This window comes from uncultured Roseovarius sp. (genome assembly GCF_913057115.1).
Taxonomy (GTDB): domain Bacteria; phylum Pseudomonadota; class Alphaproteobacteria; order Rhodobacterales; family Rhodobacteraceae; genus Roseovarius.
Genome location: NZ_CAJXNN010000001.1, coordinates 198,389 through 224,438, shown reverse-complemented (window position 1 = coordinate 224,438; position 26,050 = coordinate 198,389). Strand labels below are relative to the sequence as shown.

The window sequence follows — 26,050 nt, the reverse complement described above, 5'->3', positions numbered from 1 at the left end:
CGGAATTGGTAGACGCGCTAGCTTCAGGTGCTAGTGTCCGTATGGACGTGGAGGTTCGAGTCCTCTCCTGGGCACCATTTCCCTGACATCAACATAAGTCAAAGCCGTTCAGGACGTATCGCTGCGCGCCGTGGCGAGATCGGCCAGAATGGGGCAGTCGGGGCGGTCATCCCCGGCACAGGCTTTGACGAGGTGCGCCAGCGTATGCCGCATGGCCTGAAGTTCAGCGATCTTGGCGTCGATCTTTGCAAGGTGCTCTTCTGCAATATGTTTCACGTCGGCGCTGGCGCGGTCCTTGTCTTCGTAAAGCGCAAGCAATCCGCGACAATCTTCGATGGAAAAGCCAAGTGAGCGCGCGTGTCCAAGAAAACGCAGCTTGTGCAGATCGTTATCGGAAAAATCACGATAGCCATTCGCGCTGCGGTTCGGCTCAATCAGGCCGATATCCTCGTAATACCGAATGGTCTTGGCCGGAAGGCCCGCGTGCTTGGCAACATCTCCAATGTTCATATTTTTCCTCCTATTCCGCAGGCGCGTGTTTGATGGCGGTTGCCGGTTTTCTGGATTTGGCCGGCGGCTGCGCGACAGCCTTCATGCCCTTCAATCGCAAGGCATTGGACAACACGAAAACCGACGACAGGGCCATGGCCCCGGCTGCCAGCATCGGGGAAAGCAAAAGGCCAAACGCCGGATAAAGCACCCCGGCGGCCACCGGGATAAGCGCCACGTTATAGCCAAAGGCCCAAAACAGGTTCTGTTTGATGTTGCGCATGGTCTGGCGTGATACCTCGACCGCGTTGACGATCCCCTGAAGATCGCCAGACATCAAAACCACGTCGGCGCTTTCGATGGCAACATCTGTACCTGTGCCGATGGCAACGCCGATATCGGCATGCGCCAGCGCAGGGGCGTCATTGATCCCGTCGCCCACGAAGGCAATACGCCGTCCGCCCTCACGCAAGCGGTCAAGGGCTGACACCTTGCCATCAGGCAGTACGTCGGCGACCACCTCATCAATGCCGATATCCTCGGCGATTGCCTTGGCCGTGCTTTCCTTGTCGCCAGTGATCATGGTCACATGCAGCCCGCGCGCGTGCAGTGCCTTGATCGCGGCGGCACTGCTGGGTTTGACCGGATCGGAGACCGCAAGAAGCGCCGCCAATCGACCATCGATGGCGGCAAAAAGCGCGGTGCGCCCCCTGTTCGAGAGGTTGGATTCGGCATCCGACAAGGGCGAGGTGTCAATCCCCTCTCGCTCCATCAAACGGCGAGCTCCGACCAGAACGTCCCGCCCGGCGACCGTGGCACGGACGCCGTAACCGGTGATTGACTCGAAGTCTTCCACTCTTGGCATGTCTACGCCCTCTGCCTGCGCGGCGCGCGTGATCGCCTGTGCGATGGGGTGTTCCGATTGCCCTTCAACCGCGCCCACAAGGCGCAAGACTTCGGCGCGATCGACTCCGCTGGCCAACTCAAGGTCAGTCAGATCAGGGCGTCCTTCGGTGACGGTCCCGGTCTTGTCCAGGGCGATGACATCGACTGATGACAATTGTTGCAGGGCATCGCCTTTGCGGAACAAGACGCCCAGTTCCGCTGCACGACCTGTGCCGACCATGATTGATGTCGGGGTGGCAAGGCCCATTGCGCAAGGGCAGGCGATAATCAGCACAGAAACTCCGGCGACCAATGCCAACGTCATTGCGGGATCAGGGCCAAGCACCAGCCAAGTGACAACCGTCAGCGCGGCCAATATCAAAACCGCAGGCACGAACCAAAGCGTGATCTTATCCACCAAGCCCTGAATCGGTAGTTTCGCGCCCTGCGCCTCTTCGACCATTCGGATGATCTGGGCCAGCGTGGTATCGTGCCCCACGCGCGTTGCGCGGACTTGCAGGCTACCCGCACCGTTCACGGTGCCGCCCGTTACTTCGTCACCGGGGGATTTTTCCACCGGGATAGGTTCTCCAGTGATCATGCTTTCATCCACATGGGCGCTTCCTTCGGTGACCTCACCATCAACGGCGATCCGTTCGCCGGGCCTGACCAGAACGATGTCGCCCACCGAAAGCTCGGCAATATCCACGTCTTGCGCTGTGCCATCCCGGATCACCCGGGCATGGCGCGCCTGAAGACCCATGAGTTTGCGGATGGCCGCGCCCGTACGCCCTTTGGCGCGCGCCTCAAGCGACCGGCCCAGAAGGATCAGCACCACGATGACAGCCGCCGCCTCGAAATAGACCGCCCGCACGCCCTCCGGCAGCAAGGCCGGCAGGAAGGTGGCGACACAGGAATAGAGATAGGCCGCAGATGTGCCGACGGCGACAAGGCTGTTCATATCCGGTGCGCCTTTCACAAGCGCGGGAAAACCCTTGGTGTAAAAGGTGCGCCCGGGGCCGATCAGGACAAGCGTGACAAGCACGAACTGCAAGATCCAACTCGACTGTTGGCCGATCGCATGGTGGAGGAACTCCTTGAAGGCGGGGAAGACATGCCCGCCCATTTCGATGACAAAGACCGGCAGCGTCAGGGATGCCGCGATGATTGTTTTGCGAAACAGGTCCTGTGCTTCGGCGGTTTTCCGGTCTCCGGCATCTTCGGCCACCGTATCGGTTTTGGCCGGGGTTGCCGGGTAACCTGCATCGCGTGCCACTGCCATGAGATCTGCAACCGTGGTCACACCTTCCACAAAGCGCACCGTCGCCGTTTCCGATGCGAGGTTCACGTTGACATCAAGAACGCCGTCAACGGCGGCCAGTGCCTTGTCGACGCGTCCGACGCAGGACGCACAGGACATTGATTCAACATTGAAAACGACCGTTTCGGTCCGTGCCGGATAGCCGGCCTTTTCCAAGGCGGCCAAGGGGTCGGACAAAGTTGCGTTATCGGCCAAATCGAAATTCGCTTTTTCGTTGGCGAGGTTGACCGACACATTCTGCACCCCCGGCGACGCGGCCAAGGCGCGTTCGGCCCGGCCTTTGCAACCTGCGCAGGACATGCCTTGAATGGTGAGAGTCAGGTGGCGTGACATTGGAAGTACTCCTATTCTTCCTCACTCAGATAGGGCTTCCAGTCACGGGAAGGTCAAGGTGCATGCCCAAGGTTTCGCGAGTTTTTGCAAGGATCACTTGGCGAATTGCCCCGTGCCGTTCGAGATTCCCCTTCATTTGCCCGCCGTAGTGCCGCAGAAAGCAGTTGAACCCCGAATCGCACGTCATACGTGCCAAAATGTGACAGGCTCTAAGGGGCATGACGAAATGACAATTGTGGCCTGTAGCCGATGGCCCGACAAGGAAGCGAAGCATGGCAAATCACCTTTACAAGAACGACCTGCCCGATGGGCTTGACCTTGGACCTGTCGTGGCAATCGACTGTGAGACAATGGGCCTTAATCCGCATCGTGACCGCCTTTGCGTTATCCAGATGTCCGGCGGGGATGGCGACGCCCATCTCGTGCAGGTCGAACAGGGCCAGACGGAGGCCCCGAATCTGGCTGCCATGCTTGAAAACCCAGATGTGCTGAAGCTCTTTCACTTCGGGCGCTTCGATATCGCGGCGATGTACAATGCCTTCGGTGCGCTTACGGCGCCGGTCTATTGTACCAAGATCGCCAGCAAACTGGTGCGCACCTATACCGACCGGCATGGCCTCAAGAACCTGCTTCAGGAATTGCTGAGCGTTGATATCTCGAAGCAACAGCAATCTTCCGACTGGGGCGCGCCGGACCTCACCGAAGCGCAGCTTGACTATGCGGCTTCGGATGTCCTTTACCTGCATCGTTTGCGCGATGAGCTTGACCGAATGCTGGCACGCGAAGGACGGGCCGACATGGCGCAGGCCTGTTTCGATTTCCTGCCGATGCGCGCCAAGCTCGATCTGGCGGGGTGGCCCGAGACCGACATTTTTGCGCATTCATGATGCTCGGTGCGGACAACTTTCACTCGCGCTTGGTGGCATGGATGAAAATCATCCTGCCCCTTCTGGCGCTTGGTTTGTTGTCCACGCTGTTCCTGATTTCGCGAAATGTCGACCCGACCAAGAATATTCCAATCACCAATATCGACCTTGAGCAGCGCGCCGATGACCTCGGCGCGACAAACCCCTCTTTTGCCGGCATGACAAACCGCGGGGACCGGGTTTCGGTCCGGGCTGAACAGGCCAAACCGGATGCCCGCGACCCCGAGCAGCTTTTGGCCGAGGTTGTCGAAGCGCGGTTGCAGCTTATTTCCGGAACCGTCATCGACATCACGTCGAACCATGCGGAAATGAACCAAGGCGAGTTCACCGCGAATCTGCAGGGCGATGTGAATGTCGTCACGACCAACGGGTATGACCTGAATACCGAACGATTGAACGCGCGGTTGGACCGGCTTTATGCCGAGACGCCCGGCCCGGTCCATGGAAGCGCGCCTGTCGGCACATTCAGCGCTGGGCGCATGGTCTTGGATACCGATCAAAAGACCGGCGCCGCACATTTACTTTTCACCGATGGCGTCAAGCTGTTATACACTCCGCAAACACCTGAGGAATGATTTTCGTGTCCCGAATTTTGCGGCTTGCCGTTTGTCTGTTCATCGCCATACAGCCCATGCATTTGCTGGCCCAAGGGGCGCAGGTGGCTTTTGGGAACACGCAACAGGATTCGAGCCTTCCGGTGGAAGTGACGGCGGATAATCTCAACGTCAACCAAGACGATGGCACCGCGATTTTCACTGGCAATGTCCTGATTGGGCAAGGTGAGATGCGCCTTTCGGCCCCGCGCGTTCTTGTGGTCTACAACCAAGACCAAAGCCGTATCAAACGGCTTGAGGCGACGGGCGGTGTGACCTTGGTCAGCGGTGAGGATGCGGCAGAAGCCAAGCAAGCCGACTACAACATGGACAATGGCGTTATCGAAATGGAAGGCGATGTTCTGTTGGTGCAAGGGCCTCAGGCGTTGACCGGGGATCGCATGTATGTGGATACACGGGCCGGAACGGCGCGTGTCAGCGGCCGCGTCAAAACGATCTTGCAGCCATCCGAGGAATAAGCGATGGCCAAGCCCAAACTTCATCTCGCCCACGAAAATTCCGGGCTTCAGGTCAAGAACCTGCGCAAAAGCTATAACAAGCGCGTGGTCATCCGCGACGTTTCGCTCGATTTGCAGCAGGGTGAGGTCGTGGCCCTTCTTGGCCCAAACGGTTCGGGTAAGACCACGACATTCTATGCCATCGCCGGATTGATCTATCCCGAGGGGGGGCATGTCCTTTTGGACGGGCGCGACGTTACCACGTTGCCGATGTACCGGCGGGCCAAAATGGGTGTCGGCTACTTGCCGCAGGAAATGTCGATTTTCCGCGGTATGTCTGTCGAAGACAACATCATGTCGATCCTCGATATCTCACAGCCTGACCGCCACAAGCGACGTGAACGCCTTGAAGAACTGCTTTCGGAGTTCTCGATCGAGCATCTTCGCCGCGCTCCCGCGCTTGCCCTTTCAGGGGGTGAGCGGCGGCGTGTGGAAATCGCGCGCTGTTTGGCGGCCGATCCCAAATATCTCCTTCTGGACGAGCCTTTTGCCGGGGTTGATCCGATTTCCGTTGGGGATATCCGGCATCTTGTCGCCGACCTGAAAAAGCGCGGAATCGGTGTTCTCATCACCGACCACAATGTGCGTGAAACGCTCGAAATCGTTGACCGGGCCTATATTCTGCACGATGGCAAAGTACTTATGTCCGGTAGCCCCGAAGAAGTGGTCGAGAACGAAAACGTGCGCCGTGTCTATCTCGGCGATAGTTTTCGCATTTCGTAAACGCGTGGGCAAAACTGTCATTCGAATGTCATTGACAAGAGGCCGTCAAAGGGCCTCAAATAGGGTATGACATTCGATCACCCCGCGCTGTTCCCGCATGTGGCCCTCTTGTCAGGGCCGGGCCAGCGACAAACTGCAAGAATGTCATTTTTCCGCATCCGAGGCTGATATTTGCATTGGTGCTTTTGCGCCCTGCAAGCCGGTTTTGGAGTGTTTAAACGAAGGAGATAAGATGCGTTACCAAATCAGTGGAAAACAGATCGATGTTGGCGAAGCCCTCCAGACTCACGTCAAGACGGAACTGGGTGAAGCCGTGGCCAAATATGCCGAAAGGCCCACTGACGCGCATGTCATCTTTTCCAAAAGCGCCAGTGAATACGTTTGCGAATCCATCGTGCATTTGTCCACTGGCCTGACAGCGCAAGCCAAGGCCCATGCGCATGAGATCTATGCAGCCTTCGACAAATGCTGCGAGAAAATGGAAAAACAACTAAGGCGGTACAAGCGGCGCCTGAAAGACCACCATCGCGAACGTGCGCAGCCGGTTGAACTCTTGGGCGCGTCCTCTTATATCCTCGCCTCAGAAAGCGAGGATGAGGATTCGGAGCCTGAAAACCTGCAGCCCGTGATCGTGGCCGAGATGGAAACGCAAATCCCATCCCTATCGGTCGGCGAAGCGGTCATGCAGATGGAACTGGCCGAGGCCCCGGTGCTTGTGTTTCGGAACGAGAAAAATGACGGGTTGAATGTGGTGTACCGCCGCGAAGACGGCAACATCGGCTGGATCGACCCGTAAACCACGAAGCGAGGCGCTGATGCGCCAGCCTGTCGGAGCGACGCTGAACAGATGGAAATGTCTATGATCCTCAAACCTGAGGCAGTCCGCGTGTTGTCTTCTGCATCGAGCAAGAAGCGTTTGCTCCACGAGCTGGGCGATCTCGCCGAGTCAGCCTATGGGATTGATCAACCCAGTGCCGTTGAAGCGCTTCAGGAACGTGAAAGCCTTGGGCCCACCGGTGTTGGACATGGGGTGGCGCTTCCGCATGCAAGAATCGACGGAGTCGAAGAGGTTCTGGGTGTTTTTGTCCTGTTGGAAAAACCCGTGGATTTCGATGCCGTGGACCGGCAGCCTGTCGATGTGGTTTTTGCGTTGTTCGCGCCGCTCGACGCGGGTGTCGAGCATCTCAAGGCACTGGCTCTTGTCTCGCGTACGCTGCGTGATCCGTCGGTTTGTGCCAAGTTGCGGTCCAACAGTGACCCCGCGACTCTGCACACCATCGTAACAGAAGCTCAGGCCGTTCAGGCGGCCTGACCTTCAGGGCGTTACGCCCGCCATTTGCCGAAGCCAAACATCATGTAATCGCGCTGATAGACTGACCTTGCCAGGTCTTCGAGATCGTCGTCATAGATCTCGGCCAAGGCAAAGGGAGTGTCCTCTTTCGCCTTGGCCGGGCGTGGCGGCTTGGAATAGCCGACCTGCTTGGCGATGATTGGCAGCAGCGTGCTCATTTCATCTTCGCGGATGATCATGTCTGGCAGGGAAAACTCGCTCATCCCCTGCATAACCGAGGTTTGGGTTGCCCAATGCGCATCATTGCGGATGCCCGTCTGTCCGGCAAGGTTGGCCTTGAGGAACGTCAGGAACGCGCCAAAGGCTTCGCGGTGGGCGCGGCGGTCGTAATCGTCCTCAGGGTTGCCTCCGGGAATGGGCAGTTTGTAGAAATTGCGCAGGGTCTTGCGAATGTCCGAAAAGGTACCTGGCCCGCGCATCAATATCCGCGTGCAAAACACATGATGCGCCCGCGCCAAGGGATGCCGAAGCACGGTAAAACTGCGGTGTTTTCGGTTGCGCCGCTTCCACTGCCGCAAACCCTTCTGTTGCATTTTGGTGGGCAACGTGTCTTCAGGCACGCCATCCAGTGCGGCCAGCCATGCGTGCACCTCGTGCTCGGGGCCAGCACGCATCGGCATGTATAAAAGCGGTGCCTTGGCCCCGGTGACATAACCCGGCACGCCCGGCCCGCGACGTGGCTCGAAATTGGGCGTCCGTGTCAGGTTGAAAGGGTCCAACCCCGACAGCGCGCGTTCCATTTCATCATAGTTGGAAACCTTGTCCTCAAGGCCGCTCGGGTTTTGTTTCTTGAGCGAGGCATCCAAAGCCTCAAGTTGTTCGTCACTCCCCAAGAACTTCGCCAGCCCATTGATGACATCAAGGTTCTGCAAATCTTCATAGGCCACGTAAAACCCTGTCTGCCCCGTGGTTTGCAAACGATTCAGCAACATCACCTGAAATTCCTGCAGGCGGGCGACGTGCTTTTCAAACTCCGGCCCGTCAAAGGCGATCTTGCTGTCTTTGCGGCGCTTCACGTTGGTCAGTTTCCATTGCCCGGTTGCCTGGGCAATCTTCCAGCTGACATAGCTGTCCACCGGATTGCGCGTCAGGATGATCTTGGCGCAGCGCGGATCGTCCAGACAGATATCGAGGACCCGTTGATCGTGGTCGTTGAAAAACCGAAAGCCGCCCAAGCCATCCGAATGTTCCTTGATTGTATTGATCAAGCGCGCCGGGTCCGCATCGCGCATGTCCTGCGTGACGCCTAGAATCTCGCTCTTATTGGGATAACCGATGAAATGCGGATTGAACGCCTCGCCATGGCACTGGAAGCTGTCGAAAGCGTTGAGATTGCTTTCCAGAAAGTTCGATCCGGTGCGCATCTCGGCGAACACCACGAAGTAATCAAAAGGGCCAGACATGTGGGGTTACTGCACCAGATAGGGTTTGGGTTTGTTGTGCGGTGGTTCATGCGGGTCATGCGCCACCGGGAAATCCCCCATCAGGTAGGGGTGCATCCCTTGGTTTTTGAGGTTCTGGAGGAACTGCCCAAAACCGCTGAGGTCAGACATCCGTGGCACCTCGGACAGCCCGCGCAGGTTTTGCTGCCCGATCTCGTCTATGATGGTCTGCAATGGTTCCATCGGTGCCTCGATGAACTCGGCCATTGTCCAGATACGCACACGGGCTTTCGTCCAGGGTGACCGAAGCACGTCCAAATGCTTGCTTTCCACTTGCTGAAGGCGCGCGGCCTCCTTGCGGATGTCCGAGAAATTGGCGTTGGACTTGAATAACGGCACGGCCCATGCCCCGGTAATGACCGAGATCTGCGCATTGGGGTCCTTGGCCAGATCCCATTCCAGGTTCTTGATGTGGTCGCGCGGGCCCATTTGAAAGCACTGCCGCTCTCCGCGTGTGTTCCAGATCAGGCTGGCAAGGAAGGCCCGCGGGTTATAATCCCGCAGTGTCGCGCTGTCGCTCAAAGCGCCGTTCATGACCGTCTGTCCATCCGAAAACTCGGCGCGCTCGGGGGCAAAAAGATGGCCATGCACCCGCGTGCCAGTGATCTTGGCCAGCCATGTCTCGAAATTCTCAAAGAGGTCGCTGAACCCTTCGAACACTGAGTACTGCGCACAGGTCAGGCCATTTTCACGCCCTTCCACCGGAAAGCGGCTTTGCATCAATAGCCCCGGCCTCCCGCGCGTTCGGCGCTCCACAGCCTTGGCGAAAATGCGGTCAATCTTGCCAGGGTTGGGCTCGGTCCGCTTCATGGCCCCGGCGTTATCGCTCAGGAAGGCATTGTAAAGACGATCGGCAAAAGGCCATATCTTGCGCGCCACGAAACAATCCGAGCGGCGCAGAAGCTGTAGGTGATCGTCGTAGAATATATGGGGCTTTCCCTGATAATCGAACTTCGACAGGGTCAGGGAACGGCTTTCGATTTGCCGCGAATACTGTCGTACAAGCGTTTGGAAATAGCTTTCGTCCGGAATCCAGACGCTCTTGAAATACCTGTCATAGGCGCTGCGCTCGGGGTCTGACAGGATCGCCGACAGGGTTTGCCGCGTCAGGCACCACCATTGGCTGCCCATATGCGGCACGATGCCATTGGGAATGCGCCGCCTATAGCCGACGGCTCGCTGCAGGGCGACATAGCGATCGAACAGGTACCGGTGTTTGCGCCAAGAAAACGGAAAGCGCAGGGTGAACCGTTCATGGTCCAAGCCGCCGATTGTCCAAGGCACATCCGCTGTCGTGGCGGACTCGATGAAATCGGTCTGCGGACGATCTGCCAGATAGTCGATCAATTCCTGTACAGGCCGCAGCGGAAGGCACGACCCCGAGGCGAGATAGACATGCCGCACGTCCGGAAAGTCATTCAACATCAACTCCGCTGCGCCTTGCGTCGCCGCCACAAGGCCCCAAGTTCCCCACTCGCAGCGATGGCGCTTGGAAAACCGCACAGCCGGCAAATCCGACAGGGATTTCTTGAAGGCGTCATAGGCGGGTTTCGGAACGCCTTTGTCGGCATGGATCACCAGCGGACAACCGGCCGCCGCCCAATGGCGTGCAACCTGCTCGGCCCTGTCAAAGGCCGTATGCACCAGCATGATGATCCCGACACTCACCCGTATCTGCCCTTTCCTCAGGCCCAGTTTCCCTTGGACATCAGCCCAAGAATTTCCAACTGGCGCCAGTTTATATATTTCTCCGACCATTTGCACCAAAGGTCGGGATTATCGCGCAGGCTATCGGCATAGGCCTTGTATTCCAAGCTTGCCGAATAATGTTGTCCGCGCTGCAATTCCTCTTCGGCCTTGGCGGTGAAGGTATCCAGAAACTTGGCGTGAAGCAGGATACCGCTGGCTTTCTCACCGCCCCATTGGTCATAGGTCAGGTTCAGGCCACGCGGCAAAAGCATGTGGGTCGAACTGACATAGGCATTGCGCTTGTCCCATTTGACCAAGGGCGTCTTGTTCAACGCGGGGGCCTTTTTCGGGTTGTCGCGAAAGAACACCCTTGCCCTGGGCCCACCTTGAATCCACAGATTGCCGAAGGCCTTGTTTTTCTCGATCACGTAGTTGCCCGGGTCGAACCAGGATGCAATCTCAAGCGGGTCTTGCCCAAGCTGATAGGGGACCGCATCAATCCGACCTTTTGGATACATATCCAAGAGCATCGCGCCGAAGGACCGTACTTGCGAGGTGTCCAACCAATCCGTCAGCGCCCGGATCGGCCGCGTGTCGCAGAAGGGATAGATGAAGAATTCGTCCGGGTCGACAACAAGAGTCCAGTGACCATGGCCATACTTTCCCTGCAACCAGTTCAGCCAATCAACCCCGAACCGGGCGTTCTTGTAGCTTGCCTTGGTGGTCCAGAGTGAAACATCCTCCTGTGCAGCCAGATACTCACGCCCGCCATCTTGGCTATCGTTGTCGACCATGATGAAATGCGACACGCCAAGGTCGCGGTAATACTTCATGAAATATGGCAGGCGCACATATTCGTCGCGAAAGGTGGAAAACAGCAGCACGTCACCGGGGCGTATGCGCGCCGTGCGGTCCTTGACTGGCAGCAACGAGAAATGCTTGCGCCAAGCCCGCAGCTTGGCGCGCTTGCGCTTGAGCCGCATGCGATATGATTGCAACGGCCGCACCGGTTAATTCCTTTTTCGTTTATCGTTTGGCATGCTCGACTTTACCCGCTTGGACCTTAACACATTCTTGTGCTTGTCAGAAAACAAACCGGCCTCAAGGTTGATATTGTTTATCGTTTTGAAACGCCCGATGGTCAAATCCAATTTCCTTTTGACATCAAACCCATGGCCTCAAGTTGTCGCCAGCTTATGAATTTGGTGGAGGTACGGGACCACAAGTCGGGGTCGTCGATCAGGCGGTCGTAGTACGCCTCGTAAAGATCGCTATTGGCGAAATGCTCACGCCGTGATTTTTCCTCGGCGGATTTGTCGACGATCACATTCAGGAACTTGCTGTGCAGCAGAATGCCCGAGGCGATCTCGCCCCCGTCATCGGCGTAGACATGGTTCAAGCGCCGCGGCAGCAATGAATGCGTGGAGCTCACATATGCGAACCGCCGGTTCCATTTGACCAGCGGGATCTTCCCCATGGTCGGGGCGCGGCGCGGCTGATCTGCGAAAAAGCACCGGGCCCGCACGCCGCCTTGAATCCACAGGTTCTGCAAATCCGGTTTTCGCTGGATCATGTAGTTGCCGCCATCGAACCAACACAGTTGGTGGAATGGGTCGTCCCCGGGCTGATAGGGATGCGTGCTCAACCGGCCTTTGGGATACATATCCAGCATCAGAGCACCGAACGACCCGCGCTCATTCCGTTCCAACCACTCGGTCAGGGCGGGCAGGGGGCGTGTATCATGATGCGGATAGATGAAGATTTCATCGGCATCCAATGTCAGGCACCAATGCCCATGGGCATATCGCGCCTGCAGCGCGGTCAGCCAATCCATGCCAAATCGTGACAGCTTGTAACTGTGGCGCGTGGTCCAAAGCGATACGTCGGGCTGATCGGACAGGTATTCGCGTGTGCCGTCATCGCTGGCGTTATCCACGAACAGAAAATGCGCCACACCCAATCGCCTGTGGTGATCCAAGAAATGTGGCAGCCGCACAATTTCGTTGCGAACGGTCACGGCCCCCAGAATATCGCCCTTGGCAATCTGATCCGTTCTATTGACCACACCACGCAACTGCTGGCGTTTGCGCAAGGCCCTGAACAACAGGCGGCGGCGTTTCCACCGCAGCCTGTAAGCCATTATCGCATCGTTAAGCTGGTTCATGGGCGCCCGCGTTCAGCCATCCGCCGTGTCACGGTTCAATTCCTAACGCACGGCGGGCGATGCACCAAGCACCTGACGGCGCTTATTGCGCTGCCTTGCGGGCATGCACCACGTCATTGAGGTAGGACCAAAGGTCATCCCGCAGGTCATCGCGGCCCAAGGCAAAAGAAACCGTGGCCTGAAGGAAGCCCGCTTTCGAGCCGCAATCAAAGCGCTGCCCCTCGAAGCGATAACCATAGACTTCCTCGCCGCTTTCGCGGGCTTCGTCGATGGCGTCGGTCAATTGGATTTCACCGCCTGCGCCGGTCTTTTTCTTGTTGAGGTTCCGCAGGATTTGCGGCGTCAGGATATACCGCCCGATGACCGCAAGGTTGGAGGGAGCCGATCCGGCTTGGGGCTTTTCCACCATGCCCTTGGTCGACACGATCCGCCCCATGTCTTCCTTGATGTCCAGAATGCCATAGGCCGATGCCTTGTCCTCGGGCACCTCCATGGCGGCCACCATGTTGCTTTGGGTGTCTTCGAAAGCCTCGACCATCTGCGCAAGGCAGGATTTCTCGGCCGCGATCACATCGTCCGGCAGGATCACCGCGAAGGGTTCATTCGCGATCAAGCGCCGCGCGCACCACACCGCGTGCCCAAGCCCAAGCGGTTTGTGTTGCCGCATATAGGCGACCTCACCACTATCCATGTTGGTGTTTTTCAAAACCTCAAGAAGGTCATCCTTACCTTTCTTGCGAAGCTCTTGTTCAAGCTGAGGAGCGTTGTCGAAATAATCCTCAAGCGCGCCCTTGCCGCGCGAGGTGACGAAGATGAATTCCTTGATGCCTGCCTCACGCGCTTCGTCAATGGCGTATTGCACCAATGGGCGGTCGACCAGCGTCATGATTTCCTTGGGCACAGATTTGGTCGCCGGCAAAAACCGGGTCCCCAACCCTGCGACGGGAAAGATCGCTTTCGTGACCTTGTTTCTCATTTACCTGCTCCTCACAACTTCACGGTTACCAGTGAACTTTTTTATCCACTTTTACCGATTAGCCGGAAAAGGTGAAGAAAATTGGGCCAACGTGGCCACATTTTTAAGAACACTTGCCCTTTCGCCACGAAATTTGACGGCGCTCAGGGCATTCCCATCTCTGACATCATGTCTTCCAGCCGCGGTACATCCTCTGGGTTGTTCAACTCCCAGAACTGTCGCCCGCGCGATTGTACTTCGACGCAGAGAATGCGCCGTCCGCTTTCGAGAAACCGCAACTGTTCCAAGCCTTCTAGAGTTTCCAGCGGCCCGGCATCCCACGAAGGATAGGTGGCGAGTGCCTCGGGGCGATAGGCATAAACACCCACATGGTGAAAGACGGGTGTATCGTCGGAGTCCTCATACCGCGATCCGGTATAGGGGATGACCTCTTTCGAGAAATATAGCGCATGGCCCCCGGTCCCGAACACGGCTGTCGTTCCGCCAACACGACCATTGGCACGATCATCCAAAAACCCGTTCAGGGCTCGCCCGTCACAACGCAAAACAGGCGTGGCGACGTCCGCTTGCGCATCAGCGCGCAGGCCCTTGACCAAATCTTCGATAAACCAATGCGGCGTCAAAGGTGCATCGCCCTGAAGGTTCACCACGATCTCGTAGCCACCGCCCAGCGCCTCATGCGCCTCCGCGCAGCGTTCCGTGCCATTGGCGCAGGTCTCCGAGGTCATCACAACATCGGCACCAAAGGCCTCGCATGCGGTTTTGATGCGGTCATCATCCGTGGCCACAACCACCCGATCCACACCCTCGACACCCTGCGCTGCCTCCCATGAACGGCGGATCAGGCTCTTTGACTCACCGGTGGCACCCCGCAGTTCCGCCAAGGGTTTGCCGGGATAGCGCGACGACGCGAAGCGGGCGGGTATGACAACCAGAACCGACATCACGCGGACTTCAACTCGACCGAGGGTGAATAGGCAATAAAGAATGGGTTGGCATAGCCCTCCTTGCCATAGGTCAGCGGTGCATGATCGTCGAAACGCACGACCTGCCCTCCGGCACCATGCAATACGGCATGGCCAGCGGCGGTATCCCATTCCATCGTCCGGCCAACACGCGGGTACACATCCGCCTCTCCGGTCGCGATCAAACAGAACTTGAGCGATGACCCCGCGCTTTTCATGTCCTTCACGGCATATTTGTTGATGTAGTCCTCGGTGGCTTGATCGCGGTGCGATTTGCTCGCCACCACCATGAGCGCGCTGTTGTCAGCCTGGGACACCTTGATCGGTGTGACCTCACCCATGGTTTCGGCGATAAAGGGGGCCACCTCTTCTGCGGCACGACCATCCGCCAAGGTCATGAACATCCGGTCACGTGCCGGGGCATAGACCACGCCACGCGTCGGCACGCCGTTTTCCACGTATGCGATGTTGACGGTGAAATCGCCACGCCGGTTGATGAACTCCTTGGTGCCATCCAGCGGATCAACAATCAGAAAGGTATCGCCGGTCATGCTGTGCGAACTGGCCTGCTCCTCGGTGATCAGCAGGACATCGGGAAACGCCTCGCGAAGACCTGCCGAGATCAGGGCATCGGCGGCTTCATCGGCTTCGGTCACCGGACTGTCGTCAGATTTTGTTTTCACGTCGAAATCATCTGCATTGTAGATTTCCATGATCCTTTCGCCTGCCCCAAGGGCCAAACGGCGCATCACGGTCACCAGTTTCTCGTAGTCCAATGTCACTCTCCGAATTAGGTGCGCCTGTTGTTGCCGCACGTATTGCGAGATTAGTCGCCGCCCCTTATGCTACTTGGGTAACGGGACAGCAAGAAATCCGTGCAACAAATCCAACAGGCAGCCGGGCAGAAACGGACATGTTCCAGAACCTAAGGCCGAGATCCAAGATCCACTCCGCCGTCGCGATGATCGAATTGGTTTATCACGCGACAGTGCGGAGCGTGCGCAAATCTCATGGCAACGCGCTTTGGGCCCTCGGAAGCAACATGATGCAGGCGATCATTTTCGTCTTGGCCTTCTACGTCATGTTCTCGGTGCTTGGCCTCAAGGGTGCGCGACTGCGTGGTGATTTCCTGCTTTACCTGATGTCAGGCATCTTCCTTTTCTTGACGCACGTAAAATGCCTCAGCGCGGTCGTCGGGGCAGAAGGGCCATCATCGGCGATGATGCAACATGCACCGATGAACACCATAATCTCCATTGCGTCAGCCGCCCTTGGATCGCTCTATATCCAGGTTTTGTCCCTTTTCGTGATTTTGTTCGTCTACCACGTGGCTTTCACGCCCTTTGAGGTGGACCAACCCATTGCCGCCTTTTCGATGTTGTTGCTTGGCTGGTTCACGGGGTTGGCGATCGGCCTTTGCCTCTTGGCGATCAAACCATGGTTCCCGACCTTCGTTGAGATTTTCACAACTGTCTATCAACGGGCCAACATGATTGCATCAGGCAAGATGTTCGTGGCCAATTCTCTGCCCCCGACGATGTTGGCCATGTTTGACTGGAACCCGCTTTTCCATGCGATTGACCAATGCCGTGGATTCGCCTTCGTCAATTACTTCCCGCGCAATTCCTCTTGGGAATATCCGCTATATGTCGGGATCGCATTGCTAATGCTGGGGCTCATGGGAGAGTTCTATACCCGCCAATATGCCTCGAACAGCTGGAACGCGCGCCGATAATCCCATGCGTGATCGATTGGCAAGAATACATGCCATGCAGTCATCGGCGGACGGGGTGATTCAATCGACAACACGGCATGTCAGGTTGATCCGGCCACCTTTTTCCAGAAGAGAGGAAGACCCGAACCTTATCTTGTCCACACCATGGTAAGTCAGCCGGGCCGCCCCACCCATCAGCACAACATCACCCGACAAAAGCCAGATCGACTCGGTCTTGCCGCCGCGCGTCGTGTTTCCAATGCGGAACAACCCCTCGTCACCCAATGAAATCGACAATACGGGCCAAGAAAAATCCGCCTCGTCACGGTCTTGGTGCAGGCCCATCTTCGCACCCTCGCCATAGTAGTTCACAAGGCAGCAATCCGGCCCACGCTCGGCGCTGACCAGCTCTTGCCAGATTTCCAAGACCCGTCCGGGAATGGCGGGCCAAGGTCGGCCATCGGGGTGTTCAGTTACATAGCGATAGCCGCGCTTGTCCGACATCCAGCCATACTTGCCCGCCGATGTCATCCTGACCCGCATCGGTTTGCCATATGGCGTCATCGGCGAAAACATCGGTGCCTGCGCCACGACTCCACGCAAATCTTCTACCAGGGCGGCCTGCTCTGTTGTGTCCAGCAACCCACGATAAATGCGAAATCCGCGAATATTGAGGTAATCCCTAGTCATGATTCCCGCAGATTCGCTGAAAATCCGCCCGCGATTAACCCCAAAATTGCGAAATCTGAGTTCTCCAAGCGCTTGCAGGCCCGTAGCCCCCTGCCTATATACGCCACGAAGCGCGGTACGGGCGATGCCCTCCGCCTCGAAACCGGGGGCCTGATGCCGAAACGGGTCGGGCGTCCGCACAATCGCCTTGAGATAGAAGGGATCGAAAAACATGTCCAAAGTCATTGGTATTGACCTCGGCACCACCAACTCCTGCGTCGCTATCATGGATGGTAGCCAAGCACGGGTGATCGAAAACTCCGAAGGGGCGCGCACCACGCCGTCCATCGTCGCGTTCACCGAAGATGAACGCCTCGTCGGCCAATCTGCCAAGCGGCAGGCCGTGACCAACCCCGAAAACACCGTCTTTGGCGTCAAGCGCCTGATCGGTCGTCGTTTCGACGACAGCGATCTTGCCAAGGACAAGAAGAACATGCCGTTCAACGTCATCGATGGCGGCAACGGCGATGCATGGGTCGAAGCCCGCGGCGAGAAATATTCGCCCAGCCAAATCTCGGCCTTCATCCTCGGCAAGATGAAAGAAACTGCTGAGTCCTACCTTGGCGAAGAGGTGACGCAGGCCGTCATCACCGTGCCCGCCTACTTCAACGACGCACAGCGTCAGGCCACTAAAGACGCCGGCAAAATCGCTGGCCTCGAAGTGCTGCGCATCATCAACGAGCCGACCGCGGCCGCGCTGGCCTATGGCCTCGACAAGGAAGATACCCACACCATCGCGGTCTATGACCTTGGCGGCGGTACCTTCGACGTGACCATCCTTGAGATCGACGATGGCCTCTTCGAGGTCAAATCGACCAACGGCGACACCTTCCTCGGCGGTGAAGACTTTGACATGCGCATCGTCAACTACCTCGCCGATGAGTTCAAAAAGGAGAACGGCGTCGACCTGACCAAGGACAAGATGGCCCTCCAGCGTCTGAAAGAAGCCGCCGAGAAAGCCAAGATCGAACTGTCCAGCAGCTCGCAAACCGAAATCAACCAGCCCTTCATCTCGATGGGCTCGGACGGTCAGCCGCTGCACATGGTCATCAAACTGACTCGCGCCAAGTTGGAAAGCCTTGTGGGCGACCTGATAAAATCCTCGATGAAACCTTGCCAAGCCGCATTGAAGGACGCGGGCCTCGCGGCCAATGAAATCGACGAAATCGTTCTCGTCGGTGGTATGACCCGTATGCCCAAAGTGGTCGAAGAGGTGACCAAGTTCTTCGGCAAAGAGCCGCACAAAGGCGTGAACCCCGATGAGGTCGTCGCCATGGGTGCCGCCATTCAGGCCGGCGTTCTGCAAGGTGACGTCAAAGACGTTGTCCTGCTCGACGTCACGCCGCTGTCGCTTGGTATCGAAACGCTTGGCGGTGTCTTCACCCGCCTGATCGACCGCAACACCACGATCCCGACGAACAAAAGCCAGATCTTCTCGACCGCCGAAGACAACCAAGGCGCCGTGACGATCCGCGTGTTCCAGGGTGAGCGTGAGATGGCTGCCGACAACAAGCTACTGGGTCAGTTCAACCTTGAAGACATCCCACCGGCACCGCGCGGTATGCCCCAGATTGAGGTGACCTTCGACATCGACGCCAACGGCATCGTGTCGGTCTCCGCCAAGGACAAAGGCACCAACAAGGAGCAGAAGATCACGATCCAAGCCTCCGGTGGCCTGTCCGACGAGGACATCGAAAAGATGGTCAAGGAAGCCGAGGAAAACGCCGAGGCCGACAAGGAACGCCGCGAACTGGTGGAATCCCGCAACCAGGCCGAAAGCCTCATCAACTCGACCGAGAAATCGCTTGAGGAACACAGCGACAAGGTTGACCCGACCACTGTCGAGGCGATCGAGCTTGCGGTTTCCGCCCTCAAGGAAGACCTCGAAAAAGACGATGTCACGGCCGAGAAAATCAAAGGCGGTATCCAGAACGTGACCGAGGCTGCCATGAAACTCGGCGAGGCGATCTACAAGGCCCAAGCCGAAGAGGCTGAAGATGGCCCCGCTGCCGCTGATGAAGCGGGTGGTGCCGGCGACGACGATATCGTCGACGCCGACTTCGAGGACCTCGACGACGACAAGCGCTCGTAACGCGCCTGACGGGACCAATGGGGCCGGTCCGATCCTTGGGCCGGCCCCGCGTGTTCCACAAAAAGGAGATCCCCGATGGCCAAACGTGATTATTACGAAGTGCTTGGGCTTTCCAAGGGCGCCTCGGCGGACGAGATCAAGAAGGCCTACCGGAAAAAGGCCAAGGAACTTCACCCCGACCGCAACAAGGACAACCCCGAGTCCGAGAAACAGTTCAAGGAAGCGGGAGAAGCCTACGACGTTTTGAAAGACCCCGAAAAGAAAGCCGCCTACGACCGTTTCGGGCATGCGGCCTTTGAGGGTGGCAACGGTGCGGGTGCACGTCCGGGTGGCGGTTTCGGTGGTCACCCCGGACAGGGTGATTTTGCCTCGGCCTTCTCGGATGTCTTCGACGATCTCTTCGGCGACTTCATGGGCGGTGGGCGCGGTCCCGGCGGGCGTCAACGCGCCGCGCGAGGGTCGGACCTGCGCTACAATCTGCGTGTGACCTTGGAAGAAGCCTATAACGGGCTGCAAAAAACCATCAACGTGCCGACGTCGGTGCAATGCGATGCCTGCGATGGCTCGGGCGCCGAGGGCGGGGCCGAACCTACCACATGTCCCACCTGTTCGGGTATGGGTAAGGTCCGTGCGCAACAAGGGTTCTTTACCGTTGAACGTACCTGCCCCACTTGCTCGGGCCTGGGCCAGATCATCAAGAACCCCTGCAACACTTGCCACGGGCAAGGTCGCGTTGAAAAAGATCGCGCGCTGAGCGTGAACATCCCCGCAGGCGTCGAAACCGGCACCCGCATTCGCCTTGCAGGCGAGGGTGAGGCCGGGATGCGCGGCGGCCCGCCGGGTGACCTTTATATTTTCATCGAGGTCGCCCCGCATGAGTTGTTCGAGCGCGAGGAAAGCAATCTTTTCTGCCGTGTGCCTGTCTCGATGACGACGGCGTCGCTTGGTGGCGATATCGAAGTGCCCACCATAGACGGTGGTCGCAGCCGGGTGAAGATTCCCGCAGGTTCCCAATCGGGCCGCCAGATGCGCCTGCGCAACAAGGGCATGCCCGCCCTGCGTGGCGGCAGCGCGGGGGATATGTTCATCGAACTGGCCGTGGAAACCCCGGTGAACCTGACCAGCCGCCAAAAAGAGCTTCTGCGCGAGTTCGAGGAGCTGTCAGAAGACAATAACCCCGAAAGCAAAAGTTTCTTTTCCTCGGTCAAGAGCTTTTGGGATTCGATGAAGTCCTGATCTTTCATCGAATCAACAGACCAAAAGGCGCGCAAACTCTGCGCGCCTTTTTTACATCCAACGATCTGTATCGACCTGATTCTCGTTTGCAATCGCGGCAAACTGCTGTATAGGCGGGCGTCATACATGCGCGTGCGGCCCGCTCTGGCCAGAATCACCCCGGTTGATCAATTGCCGGTTCGGGTTGTCCACGTGCACCACAGTTAACAGACAGAACCCGAAACAAAGGTTTGATTCAAAATGGCAAATACGCCCCAGTCCAAAAAGCGCGCCCGTCAGAACGAACGCCGCTTCGCCGTCAACAAAGCCCGTCGTTCGCGCATCCGCACTTACCTGCGTAATGTTGAAGAAGCGATCGCTTCGGGTGACAAAGATGCCGCACAAAAGGCCCTGCGCGCCGCCCAGCCCGAGCTGATGCGCGGTGTCACCAAGGGTGTTTTTCACAAGAACACCGCATCGCGCAAAATTTCTCGCCTCGCGGCTCGCGTAAAGGCGCTCGGCTAAGGCGCGACCTAAGCTATTGTTTTCTAAAGGCGCCCAATCTGCGGCGCCTTTTTGTTTGCGCCGGCTATGCGAAGGGATAGAGATTCTTTTTCACCAAACACAGAGTCAAGCGCTAAGAACAGTTGCCGCAGCACCCTGCAAATTGCTAGCTTCAGACCTGCGATTCACGCTTGGGGGGACAGGCAGTTGCAGCGTCGCAAAAAGGTCAAATAGGCCAGACAGGCGATGTTGTTTCCGGAGCCAGCGTTCCGGACGTCCGACAAGTAGACATGTAGCAGGTTAAAGCGTTTACGCAGTCATGGGGATTTCTGCGCCAACGGGCCAGCTGCCGCATTGAGAGTGATGTTTTGGCTAGGGCCCCTCCTCCGTTGATCCGTCAGCGGGACCAAGAGGCTTTGCCAACGACCTCCCGGCATGTGTCGCATTCGCCGCACTTCGCGGTTGGGGAATGTGGATTTTGTGGAACGGGATAGCATGACACAAGAACAATGGGGCAAGGTCAAACAACAACTCCTGAAAACGGTCGGCAGCAACAATTACAAGACCTGGATTGAGCCGCTCGAACTGCAGGAGGTCTCCGACGGGGTCGCCACCCTCGCAGTACCTACCAGCTTTCTGGGCAATTACGTTTCGCAGAATTTCGGCGATTTGATCCTTTACCAGATGGGCAACATCAATTCCGATGTCCGCCGGATCAGCTTTCAGGTCGCCGCCAACAGCGCGGCGCGCCCGCCGCGCCAAGCCCAAAACACCACCGACGCGCACTCCGAAATGTCGCCCGCTGCGCCTGCTGCCAGTAAATCCGCCATGATGAGCGAGAGCCTTTTTCCGACCGCTCCACTGGATGACCGTTTCACCTTCGACAGCTTCATCGTCGGCAAACCCAACGAATTGGCCCATGCCGCGGCCAAACGTGTGGCCGAAGGTGGCCCCGTCACCTTCAACCCATTGTTTCTCTATGGCGGTGTGGGTCTTGGTAAAACGCACCTTATGCACGCCATTGCATGGGAGCTGCAAAACCAACGCCCCGATCTCAGAGTGATCTACCTCTCCGCCGAACAATTCATGTACCGTTTTGTCCAAGCCTTGCGCGACCGCAAGACCATGGACTTCAAGGAAATGTTCCGCTCGGTCGATGTGCTGATGGTCGACGACGTGCAATTCATCGCCGGCAAGGAAAGCACGCAGGAGGAGTTTTTCCATACCTTCAACGCGCTTATCGACCAGAAGAAGCAAATCATCATCTCGGCCGACCGCGCCCCGGGTGAAATCGCCAATCTTGAGGAGCGCATCCAGTCGCGCCTGCAATGCGGCCTCGTCGTGGATCTGCATCCTACGGATTACGAATTGCGCCTCGGCATCCTGCAATCGAAAACCGAGCAATACAGCGCCCAGTATCCGGGCCTGAAAATCGCCGATGGCGTGCTGGAATTCCTCGCGCACCGTATCTCGACCAACGTGCGCGTCCTCGAAGGGGCGTTGACCCGGCTTTTCGCCTTCGCCTCGCTCGTGGGCCACGAAATCACACTGGAACTGACGCAGGATTGCCTTGCTGATGTGCTGCGCGCCTCCGAGCGCAAAGTGTCGGTCGAAGAAATCCAACGCAAGGTTTCGGATCACTACAACATCCGCCTCAGCGACATGATCGGCCCCAAGCGCCTGCGCAGCTTCGCGCGCCCGCGTCAGGTTGCCATGTATCTCTGCAAACAACTGACCAGCCGCTCCCTGCCGGAAATCGGCCGCCGTTTTGGCGGTCGGGATCATACAACTGTAATGCACGGCGTTAAGCGGATTGACGAGTTGCGTCAGCAAGATGCCCAGATCGCCGAAGATCTGGAAATGCTGCGCCGCACGCTCGAAGGCTGAGCGCCTTTCGCGCCACAGAATGTCAGAGCGACCCGCAACCGCGGGGCCGCTCTTGACGTGCCTGTGAATAAACCCGAAAACACAACAAAAGGCTTGAGGCCAAAGGGGAAGTTGCTAACGTGCTCCCCCGGCCAGAGGGTCGGCACCTGACTAGGGAGCGAGGGTTATGAAACTCAGCATCGAACGCGGAACGCTGCTCAAGGCCGTGGCACAGGCTCAATCGGTCGTGGAGCGCCGCAATACCATCCCGATCCTCGCCAACGTGCTGATCGAAGCCGAAGGCGACGCCGTGCATTTCCGCGCCACCGACCTTGATATCGAAGTGGTCGACAAGGCCCCGGCCCAAGTCGAACGCGCCGGTGCCACCACCGTTTCCGCGGTCACCCTGCACGAAATCGTCCGCAAACTGCCCGATGGCGCGCTTGTCACCCTCACCGACGATGGCGCATCCGGGCGCCTGACGGTCGAGGCGGGGAGGTCCAACTTCAACCTCGCGACCTTGCCGAAAGAAGATTTTCCGGTCATGGCCTCGTCGGAATATAGCGCCAATTTCTCGGCCCCCGCGCCGACCCTGCGCCGCCTTTTCGACAAGTCGAAATTCGCCATCTCGACCGAGGAAACCCGCTATTACCTCAACGGCGTCTATATGCATGTCTCCGAGGCCGAAGGTGGCAAGGTTCTGCGCTGTGTGGCCACCGATGGTCACCGCCTTGCCCGGATCGACGCGGAGCTGCCGGAAGGTGCGGAGGATATGCCCGGTGTCATCGTGCCGCGCAAAACCGTGGGTGAGCTGCGTAAGCTCTTGGATGACGACGATATGAAAATCGCCGTGTCGGTATCAGAAACCAAGGTCCGCTTTGCCACGCCTGACATCACGCTCACCTCCAAGGTGATCGACGGCACCTTCCCCGACTACACCCGCGTCATCCCGCAGGGAAACACCCGGAAGATGGAAGTGGACGCCGCCGAATTCGCCCAAGCGGTCGATCGTGTGGCCACCGTCAGTTCCGAACGCTCCCGCGCGGTGAAACTCACCCTCGACGAAGACCGCCTTGTTCTGTCGGTCAACGCGCCCGACAGCGGCGCCGCCGAAGAAGAATTGGCCGTGGCCTATGGCGACGAACGCTTGGAAATCGGTTTCAACGCCAAATACCTGCTGGAAATCGCCAGTCAGGTCGACCGCGAAAACGCCGTGTTCCTCTTCAACTCCTCGGGCGATCCCACCCTGATGCGCGAAGGCAATGACACAAGCGCCGTCTATGTGGTCATGCCGATGCGCGTGTGACGCGGGCAGGACGCCTCCGGCGGGAGTATTTTTGGAAAGATGAAAGGGCGTGAATGCCCGGTCTCTATCTCTCGACTCTGACACTATCGCATTTCCGCTCCCACAAGGGCGCGCGACTGTCATTGGATGCCCGCCCCGTGGCGATCTACGGGCCCAATGGCGCGGGCAAGACAAATATCATCGAGGCGGTCTCGCTCATTTCCCCCGGGCGCGGGTTGCGCCGCGCCGCGGCCCAAGACATGGCGCGCCGCCCCGAGGCCTTAGGTTGGAAGGTCACCGGCCATTTGCATTCGCTGCATCAGGTGCACGAGGTTGAAACATGGTCCGAGGAAGGCACCGCCCGCCAAACCCGGATCGACGGCAAGACCGCCAGCCAAACGGCGCTTGGCCGCATCGCTCGTGTGCTCTGGCTAATCCCTTCCATGGATCGGCTTTGGATCGAAGGCACCGAAGGACGCCGCCGCTTCCTTGACCGCATGACGCTTAGCTTCCGGCCTGATCATGCCGATGTGACGCTGGCGTATGAAAAGGCCATGCGCGAGCGGAATCGCCTGCTCAAGGATCAGGTGCGCGATGGCCATTGGTACATCGCCCTTGAACGGCAAATGGCCGAGGCGGGCGCGGCGATCCATGCCAACCGCCTCTTTGCCCTTGAGCAGTTGCAAGCGGCCCAAGCGCAGGCCGAAACCGCCTTCCCGGCGGCGGAACTGGAACTGACCTCCACAGAAGGCGAGATGCCCGACACGGTTTCAGACCTGCGCGATGCGCTGTCGGAAAGCCGGTTTCGCGATCTGGCCGCCGGGCGGACGCTTGTTGGGCCGCACCGCTCGGACCTTTACGGCGTCTATGCCGCCAAGGGCGTGCCCGCGCGCGATTGTTCCACCGGTGAGCAAAAGGCCCTTCTTGTCTCGCTCATCCTCGCCAATGCCCGGGCGCTGACACAGGATTTCGGCGCGCCGCCCCTGCTGTTGCTGGATGAGGTCGCCGCCCACCTCGATGCCACCCGTCGCGCCGCCCTTTATGATGAGATCTGCGCGCTGGGCGCACAGGCGTGGATGACAGGCACGGGCCCTGAACTATTCGCCGAATTGGGTGAAAGCGCTCAATACCTCGAAGTGACTGAGGTCGATGGCATTAGCACCACCCACGAAAGGCCCGCCCCATGACCCCACAGCGCGTTACCCTCATCACCCTGGGCGTCGCCGACCTGACCCGCGCCAAGGCCTTCTACGCCGCCCTTGGCTGGACCCCAGCCGAGGAAACCGACAGCATCGCCTTTTACCAGCTTAACGGTCTGGTTCTTGGCCTCTTCGGGCGCGCGGCCCTTGCCGCCGACCAAGGCCGCTCTGACGCTACGCTTGGCACGGGTGCCATCACCCTTGCCCAGAATTTCGCAACCGAGGCTGAGGTTGACGACGCCTATGCCAAGGCCCTTGCTGCCGGGGCAACAAAACTCAAGGCCCCGGAAAAGGTCTTCTGGGGTGGCTACTCGGGCTACTATGCCGACCCGGATGGGCATGTCTGGGAAGTTGCCATGAATCCTTTTTGGCCTTTGGCCGAAGATGGCAGCCTTATCTTGCCCGAGAGCCCGCAATGAGCCTTACCCCATTCGACCTCTGGCTCTATGCCGGGGCGATGCTGGTGCTGTTCTTTACGCCCGGTCCGGTCTGGCTTGCCCTAATGGCGCGGGGGATGAGCGGCGGATTTGCCGCTGCCTGGCCCTTGGCCCTTGGCGTGGCCGTGGGGGATGTCCTTTGGCCGCTTCTGGCGGTGCTTGGGGTGACTTGGGTCGCCTCCACCTTCGATGGCCTCATGGTGGCGTTGAAATATGTGGCCGTGGTGATGTTCGCCGTGATGGGGTTTTTGCTTATCCGTCACGCCGACCGCACCATCGCCGCCGATAGCCGCCTGACCCGCCCGGGCGCTTGGGCGGGCTTCATGGCAGGGCTGGCGGTGATCCTTGGCAACCCCAAGGCGATCCTGTTTTACATGGGGATGCTCCCGGGGTTCTTCGATTTGACCGTGGTCACCCCGCTCGACATCGCGGCCATCGTCACGATTTCCTTCTTGGTGCCTCTCGGCGGCAATCTGACCATGGCGCTCTTCATTGATCGCGTGCGCCGCCTTCTGGCGTCGCCCGCCGCATTGCGCCGGACAAACATCGTGTCGGGCGTTTTGCTGATCTTTGTGGCGGGTCTTATCGCGCTCAGTTAGCGAAGTTTCGTACGACTTGTACGAAACCTTTTCCA

Annotated in this window: 25 protein-coding genes; 15 read left to right on the top strand and 10 right to left on the bottom strand. The window is 58.3% G+C overall.

What is annotated here, in order from left to right; translation table 11 throughout:
- Positions 1–108: 108 nt before the first annotated feature.
- Both cueR and QZ498_RS01115 read right to left on the bottom strand, forming a co-directional pair.
- Entirely contained in the window at positions 109–510 is a 402-nt protein-coding gene (gene cueR / locus QZ498_RS01120; RefSeq protein ID WP_294619357.1) for a Cu(I)-responsive transcriptional regulator, read from the bottom strand.
- Positions 511–520: 10 nt separating this feature from the next.
- Entirely contained in the window at positions 521–3,028 is a 2,508-nt protein-coding gene (locus tag QZ498_RS01115) for a heavy metal translocating P-type ATPase (protein WP_294619355.1), read from the bottom strand.
- A gap of 272 nt (positions 3,029–3,300) precedes the next feature.
- Between QZ498_RS01115 and QZ498_RS01110 the strand changes: the two genes are divergently transcribed.
- The 6 genes from QZ498_RS01110 to QZ498_RS01085 all read left to right on the top strand — a co-directional run bounded on the left by QZ498_RS01110 (position 3,301) and on the right by QZ498_RS01085 (position 7,100).
- Positions 3,301–3,915, top strand: coding sequence for a ribonuclease D (locus QZ498_RS01110; RefSeq protein ID WP_294619352.1), 615 nt, complete (start codon positions 3,301–3,303; stop codon positions 3,913–3,915).
- A gap of 41 nt (positions 3,916–3,956) precedes the next feature.
- Positions 3,957–4,529 carry an LPS export ABC transporter periplasmic protein LptC gene (gene lptC / locus QZ498_RS01105; RefSeq protein ID WP_294619350.1) on the top strand — a complete coding sequence of 191 codons (573 nt, stop codon included), beginning with the start codon at positions 3,957–3,959 and terminating at the stop codon, positions 4,527–4,529.
- Positions 4,530–4,534: 5 nt separating this feature from the next.
- The gene (lptA, locus tag QZ498_RS01100; RefSeq protein WP_294619348.1) at positions 4,535–5,026 is read left to right on the top strand and encodes a lipopolysaccharide transport periplasmic protein LptA; all 492 of its coding nucleotides are present in this window, start codon (positions 4,535–4,537) and stop codon (positions 5,024–5,026) included.
- Between the two features lie 3 nt (positions 5,027–5,029).
- Positions 5,030–5,788 (top strand): LPS export ABC transporter ATP-binding protein, encoded by a 759-nt coding sequence (gene lptB, locus QZ498_RS01095; RefSeq protein WP_294619347.1) that lies wholly within the window; start codon positions 5,030–5,032, stop codon positions 5,786–5,788.
- 232 nt (positions 5,789–6,020) lie between these two features.
- The gene (raiA, locus tag QZ498_RS01090; protein ID WP_294619346.1) at positions 6,021–6,584 is read left to right on the top strand and encodes a ribosome-associated translation inhibitor RaiA; all 564 of its coding nucleotides are present in this window, start codon (positions 6,021–6,023) and stop codon (positions 6,582–6,584) included.
- A gap of 51 nt (positions 6,585–6,635) precedes the next feature.
- Positions 6,636–7,100, top strand: a complete 465-nt coding sequence (locus QZ498_RS01085) for a PTS sugar transporter subunit IIA (protein WP_294619344.1) — start codon at positions 6,636–6,638, stop codon at positions 7,098–7,100.
- 11 nt (positions 7,101–7,111) lie between these two features.
- Here the strand turns inward: QZ498_RS01085 and QZ498_RS01080 are convergent, their stop codons facing one another.
- The 7 genes from QZ498_RS01080 to cysQ form a co-directional block, all read right to left on the bottom strand.
- On the bottom strand, positions 7,112–8,542 hold the full coding sequence (locus tag QZ498_RS01080; RefSeq protein WP_294619342.1) for a sulfotransferase family 2 domain-containing protein: 1,431 nt from the start codon (positions 8,540–8,542) through the stop codon (positions 7,112–7,114).
- 6 nt (positions 8,543–8,548) lie between these two features.
- Positions 8,549–10,249: a beta-1,6-N-acetylglucosaminyltransferase gene (locus tag QZ498_RS01075; protein WP_294619340.1), complete on the bottom strand. Its 1,701-nt coding sequence runs from the start codon at positions 10,247–10,249 to the stop codon at positions 8,549–8,551.
- 17 nt (positions 10,250–10,266) lie between these two features.
- The gene (locus QZ498_RS01070) at positions 10,267–11,253 is read right to left on the bottom strand and encodes a glycosyltransferase family 2 protein (protein ID WP_294619338.1); all 987 of its coding nucleotides are present in this window, start codon (positions 11,251–11,253) and stop codon (positions 10,267–10,269) included.
- A gap of 158 nt (positions 11,254–11,411) precedes the next feature.
- Positions 11,412–12,434 carry a glycosyltransferase family 2 protein gene (locus tag QZ498_RS01065; protein WP_294619337.1) on the bottom strand — a complete coding sequence of 341 codons (1,023 nt, stop codon included), beginning with the start codon at positions 12,432–12,434 and terminating at the stop codon, positions 11,412–11,414.
- An 82-nt stretch (positions 12,435–12,516) separates the two neighbouring features.
- Positions 12,517–13,410, bottom strand: a complete 894-nt coding sequence (gene galU / locus QZ498_RS01060; protein ID WP_294619336.1) for a UTP--glucose-1-phosphate uridylyltransferase GalU — start codon at positions 13,408–13,410, stop codon at positions 12,517–12,519.
- A 143-nt stretch (positions 13,411–13,553) separates the two neighbouring features.
- Complete coding sequence (locus tag QZ498_RS01055) at positions 13,554–14,354, bottom strand: 3-deoxy-manno-octulosonate cytidylyltransferase (protein WP_294619335.1); 801 nt, start codon at positions 14,352–14,354, stop codon at positions 13,554–13,556.
- Entirely contained in the window at positions 14,354–15,151 is a 798-nt protein-coding gene (gene cysQ, locus QZ498_RS01050) for a 3'(2'),5'-bisphosphate nucleotidase CysQ (RefSeq protein ID WP_294619334.1), read from the bottom strand. Before cysQ ends, QZ498_RS01055 begins: the two co-directional genes overlap by 1 nt.
- Before the next feature lie 137 nt (positions 15,152–15,288).
- On the opposite strand from cysQ, the gene QZ498_RS01045 reads away from it, so the two are divergent.
- Positions 15,289–16,110: an ABC transporter permease gene (locus QZ498_RS01045; RefSeq protein ID WP_294619333.1), complete on the top strand. Its 822-nt coding sequence runs from the start codon at positions 15,289–15,291 to the stop codon at positions 16,108–16,110.
- 60 nt (positions 16,111–16,170) lie between these two features.
- Here QZ498_RS01045 and QZ498_RS01040 read toward each other — a convergent pair whose 3' ends face one another.
- Positions 16,171–16,779, bottom strand: a complete 609-nt coding sequence (locus QZ498_RS01040) for an alpha-ketoglutarate-dependent dioxygenase AlkB (protein WP_294619381.1) — start codon at positions 16,777–16,779, stop codon at positions 16,171–16,173.
- Positions 16,780–16,990: 211 nt separating this feature from the next.
- On the opposite strand from QZ498_RS01040, the gene dnaK reads away from it, so the two are divergent.
- From dnaK to QZ498_RS01000, 8 genes are all read left to right on the top strand, one after another.
- The gene (gene dnaK, locus QZ498_RS01035) at positions 16,991–18,910 is read left to right on the top strand and encodes a molecular chaperone DnaK (RefSeq protein ID WP_294619332.1); all 1,920 of its coding nucleotides are present in this window, start codon (positions 16,991–16,993) and stop codon (positions 18,908–18,910) included.
- A gap of 75 nt (positions 18,911–18,985) precedes the next feature.
- A complete protein-coding gene (gene dnaJ / locus QZ498_RS01030) occupies positions 18,986–20,146 on the top strand; it encodes a molecular chaperone DnaJ (protein ID WP_294619331.1) in 1,161 nt (386 codons plus the stop codon).
- A 240-nt stretch (positions 20,147–20,386) separates the two neighbouring features.
- A complete protein-coding gene (gene rpsT / locus QZ498_RS01025) occupies positions 20,387–20,650 on the top strand; it encodes a 30S ribosomal protein S20 (protein WP_294619329.1) in 264 nt (87 codons plus the stop codon).
- A 474-nt stretch (positions 20,651–21,124) separates the two neighbouring features.
- Positions 21,125–22,516 (top strand): chromosomal replication initiator protein DnaA, encoded by a 1,392-nt coding sequence (gene dnaA / locus QZ498_RS01020; RefSeq protein ID WP_294619327.1) that lies wholly within the window; start codon positions 21,125–21,127, stop codon positions 22,514–22,516.
- Between the two features lie 166 nt (positions 22,517–22,682).
- Positions 22,683–23,801 (top strand): DNA polymerase III subunit beta, encoded by a 1,119-nt coding sequence (gene dnaN / locus QZ498_RS01015; protein ID WP_294619324.1) that lies wholly within the window; start codon positions 22,683–22,685, stop codon positions 23,799–23,801.
- A 53-nt stretch (positions 23,802–23,854) separates the two neighbouring features.
- Complete coding sequence (gene recF / locus QZ498_RS01010) at positions 23,855–24,967, top strand: DNA replication/repair protein RecF (RefSeq protein ID WP_294619322.1); 1,113 nt, start codon at positions 23,855–23,857, stop codon at positions 24,965–24,967.
- A complete protein-coding gene (locus tag QZ498_RS01005) occupies positions 24,964–25,398 on the top strand; it encodes a VOC family protein (protein WP_294619320.1) in 435 nt (144 codons plus the stop codon). The genes recF and QZ498_RS01005 overlap by 4 nt, the downstream gene beginning before the upstream one ends.
- Entirely contained in the window at positions 25,395–26,015 is a 621-nt protein-coding gene (locus tag QZ498_RS01000; protein ID WP_294619318.1) for a LysE family translocator, read from the top strand. Before QZ498_RS01005 ends, QZ498_RS01000 begins: the two co-directional genes overlap by 4 nt.
- The last annotated feature ends 35 nt before the right edge of the window (positions 26,016–26,050 follow it).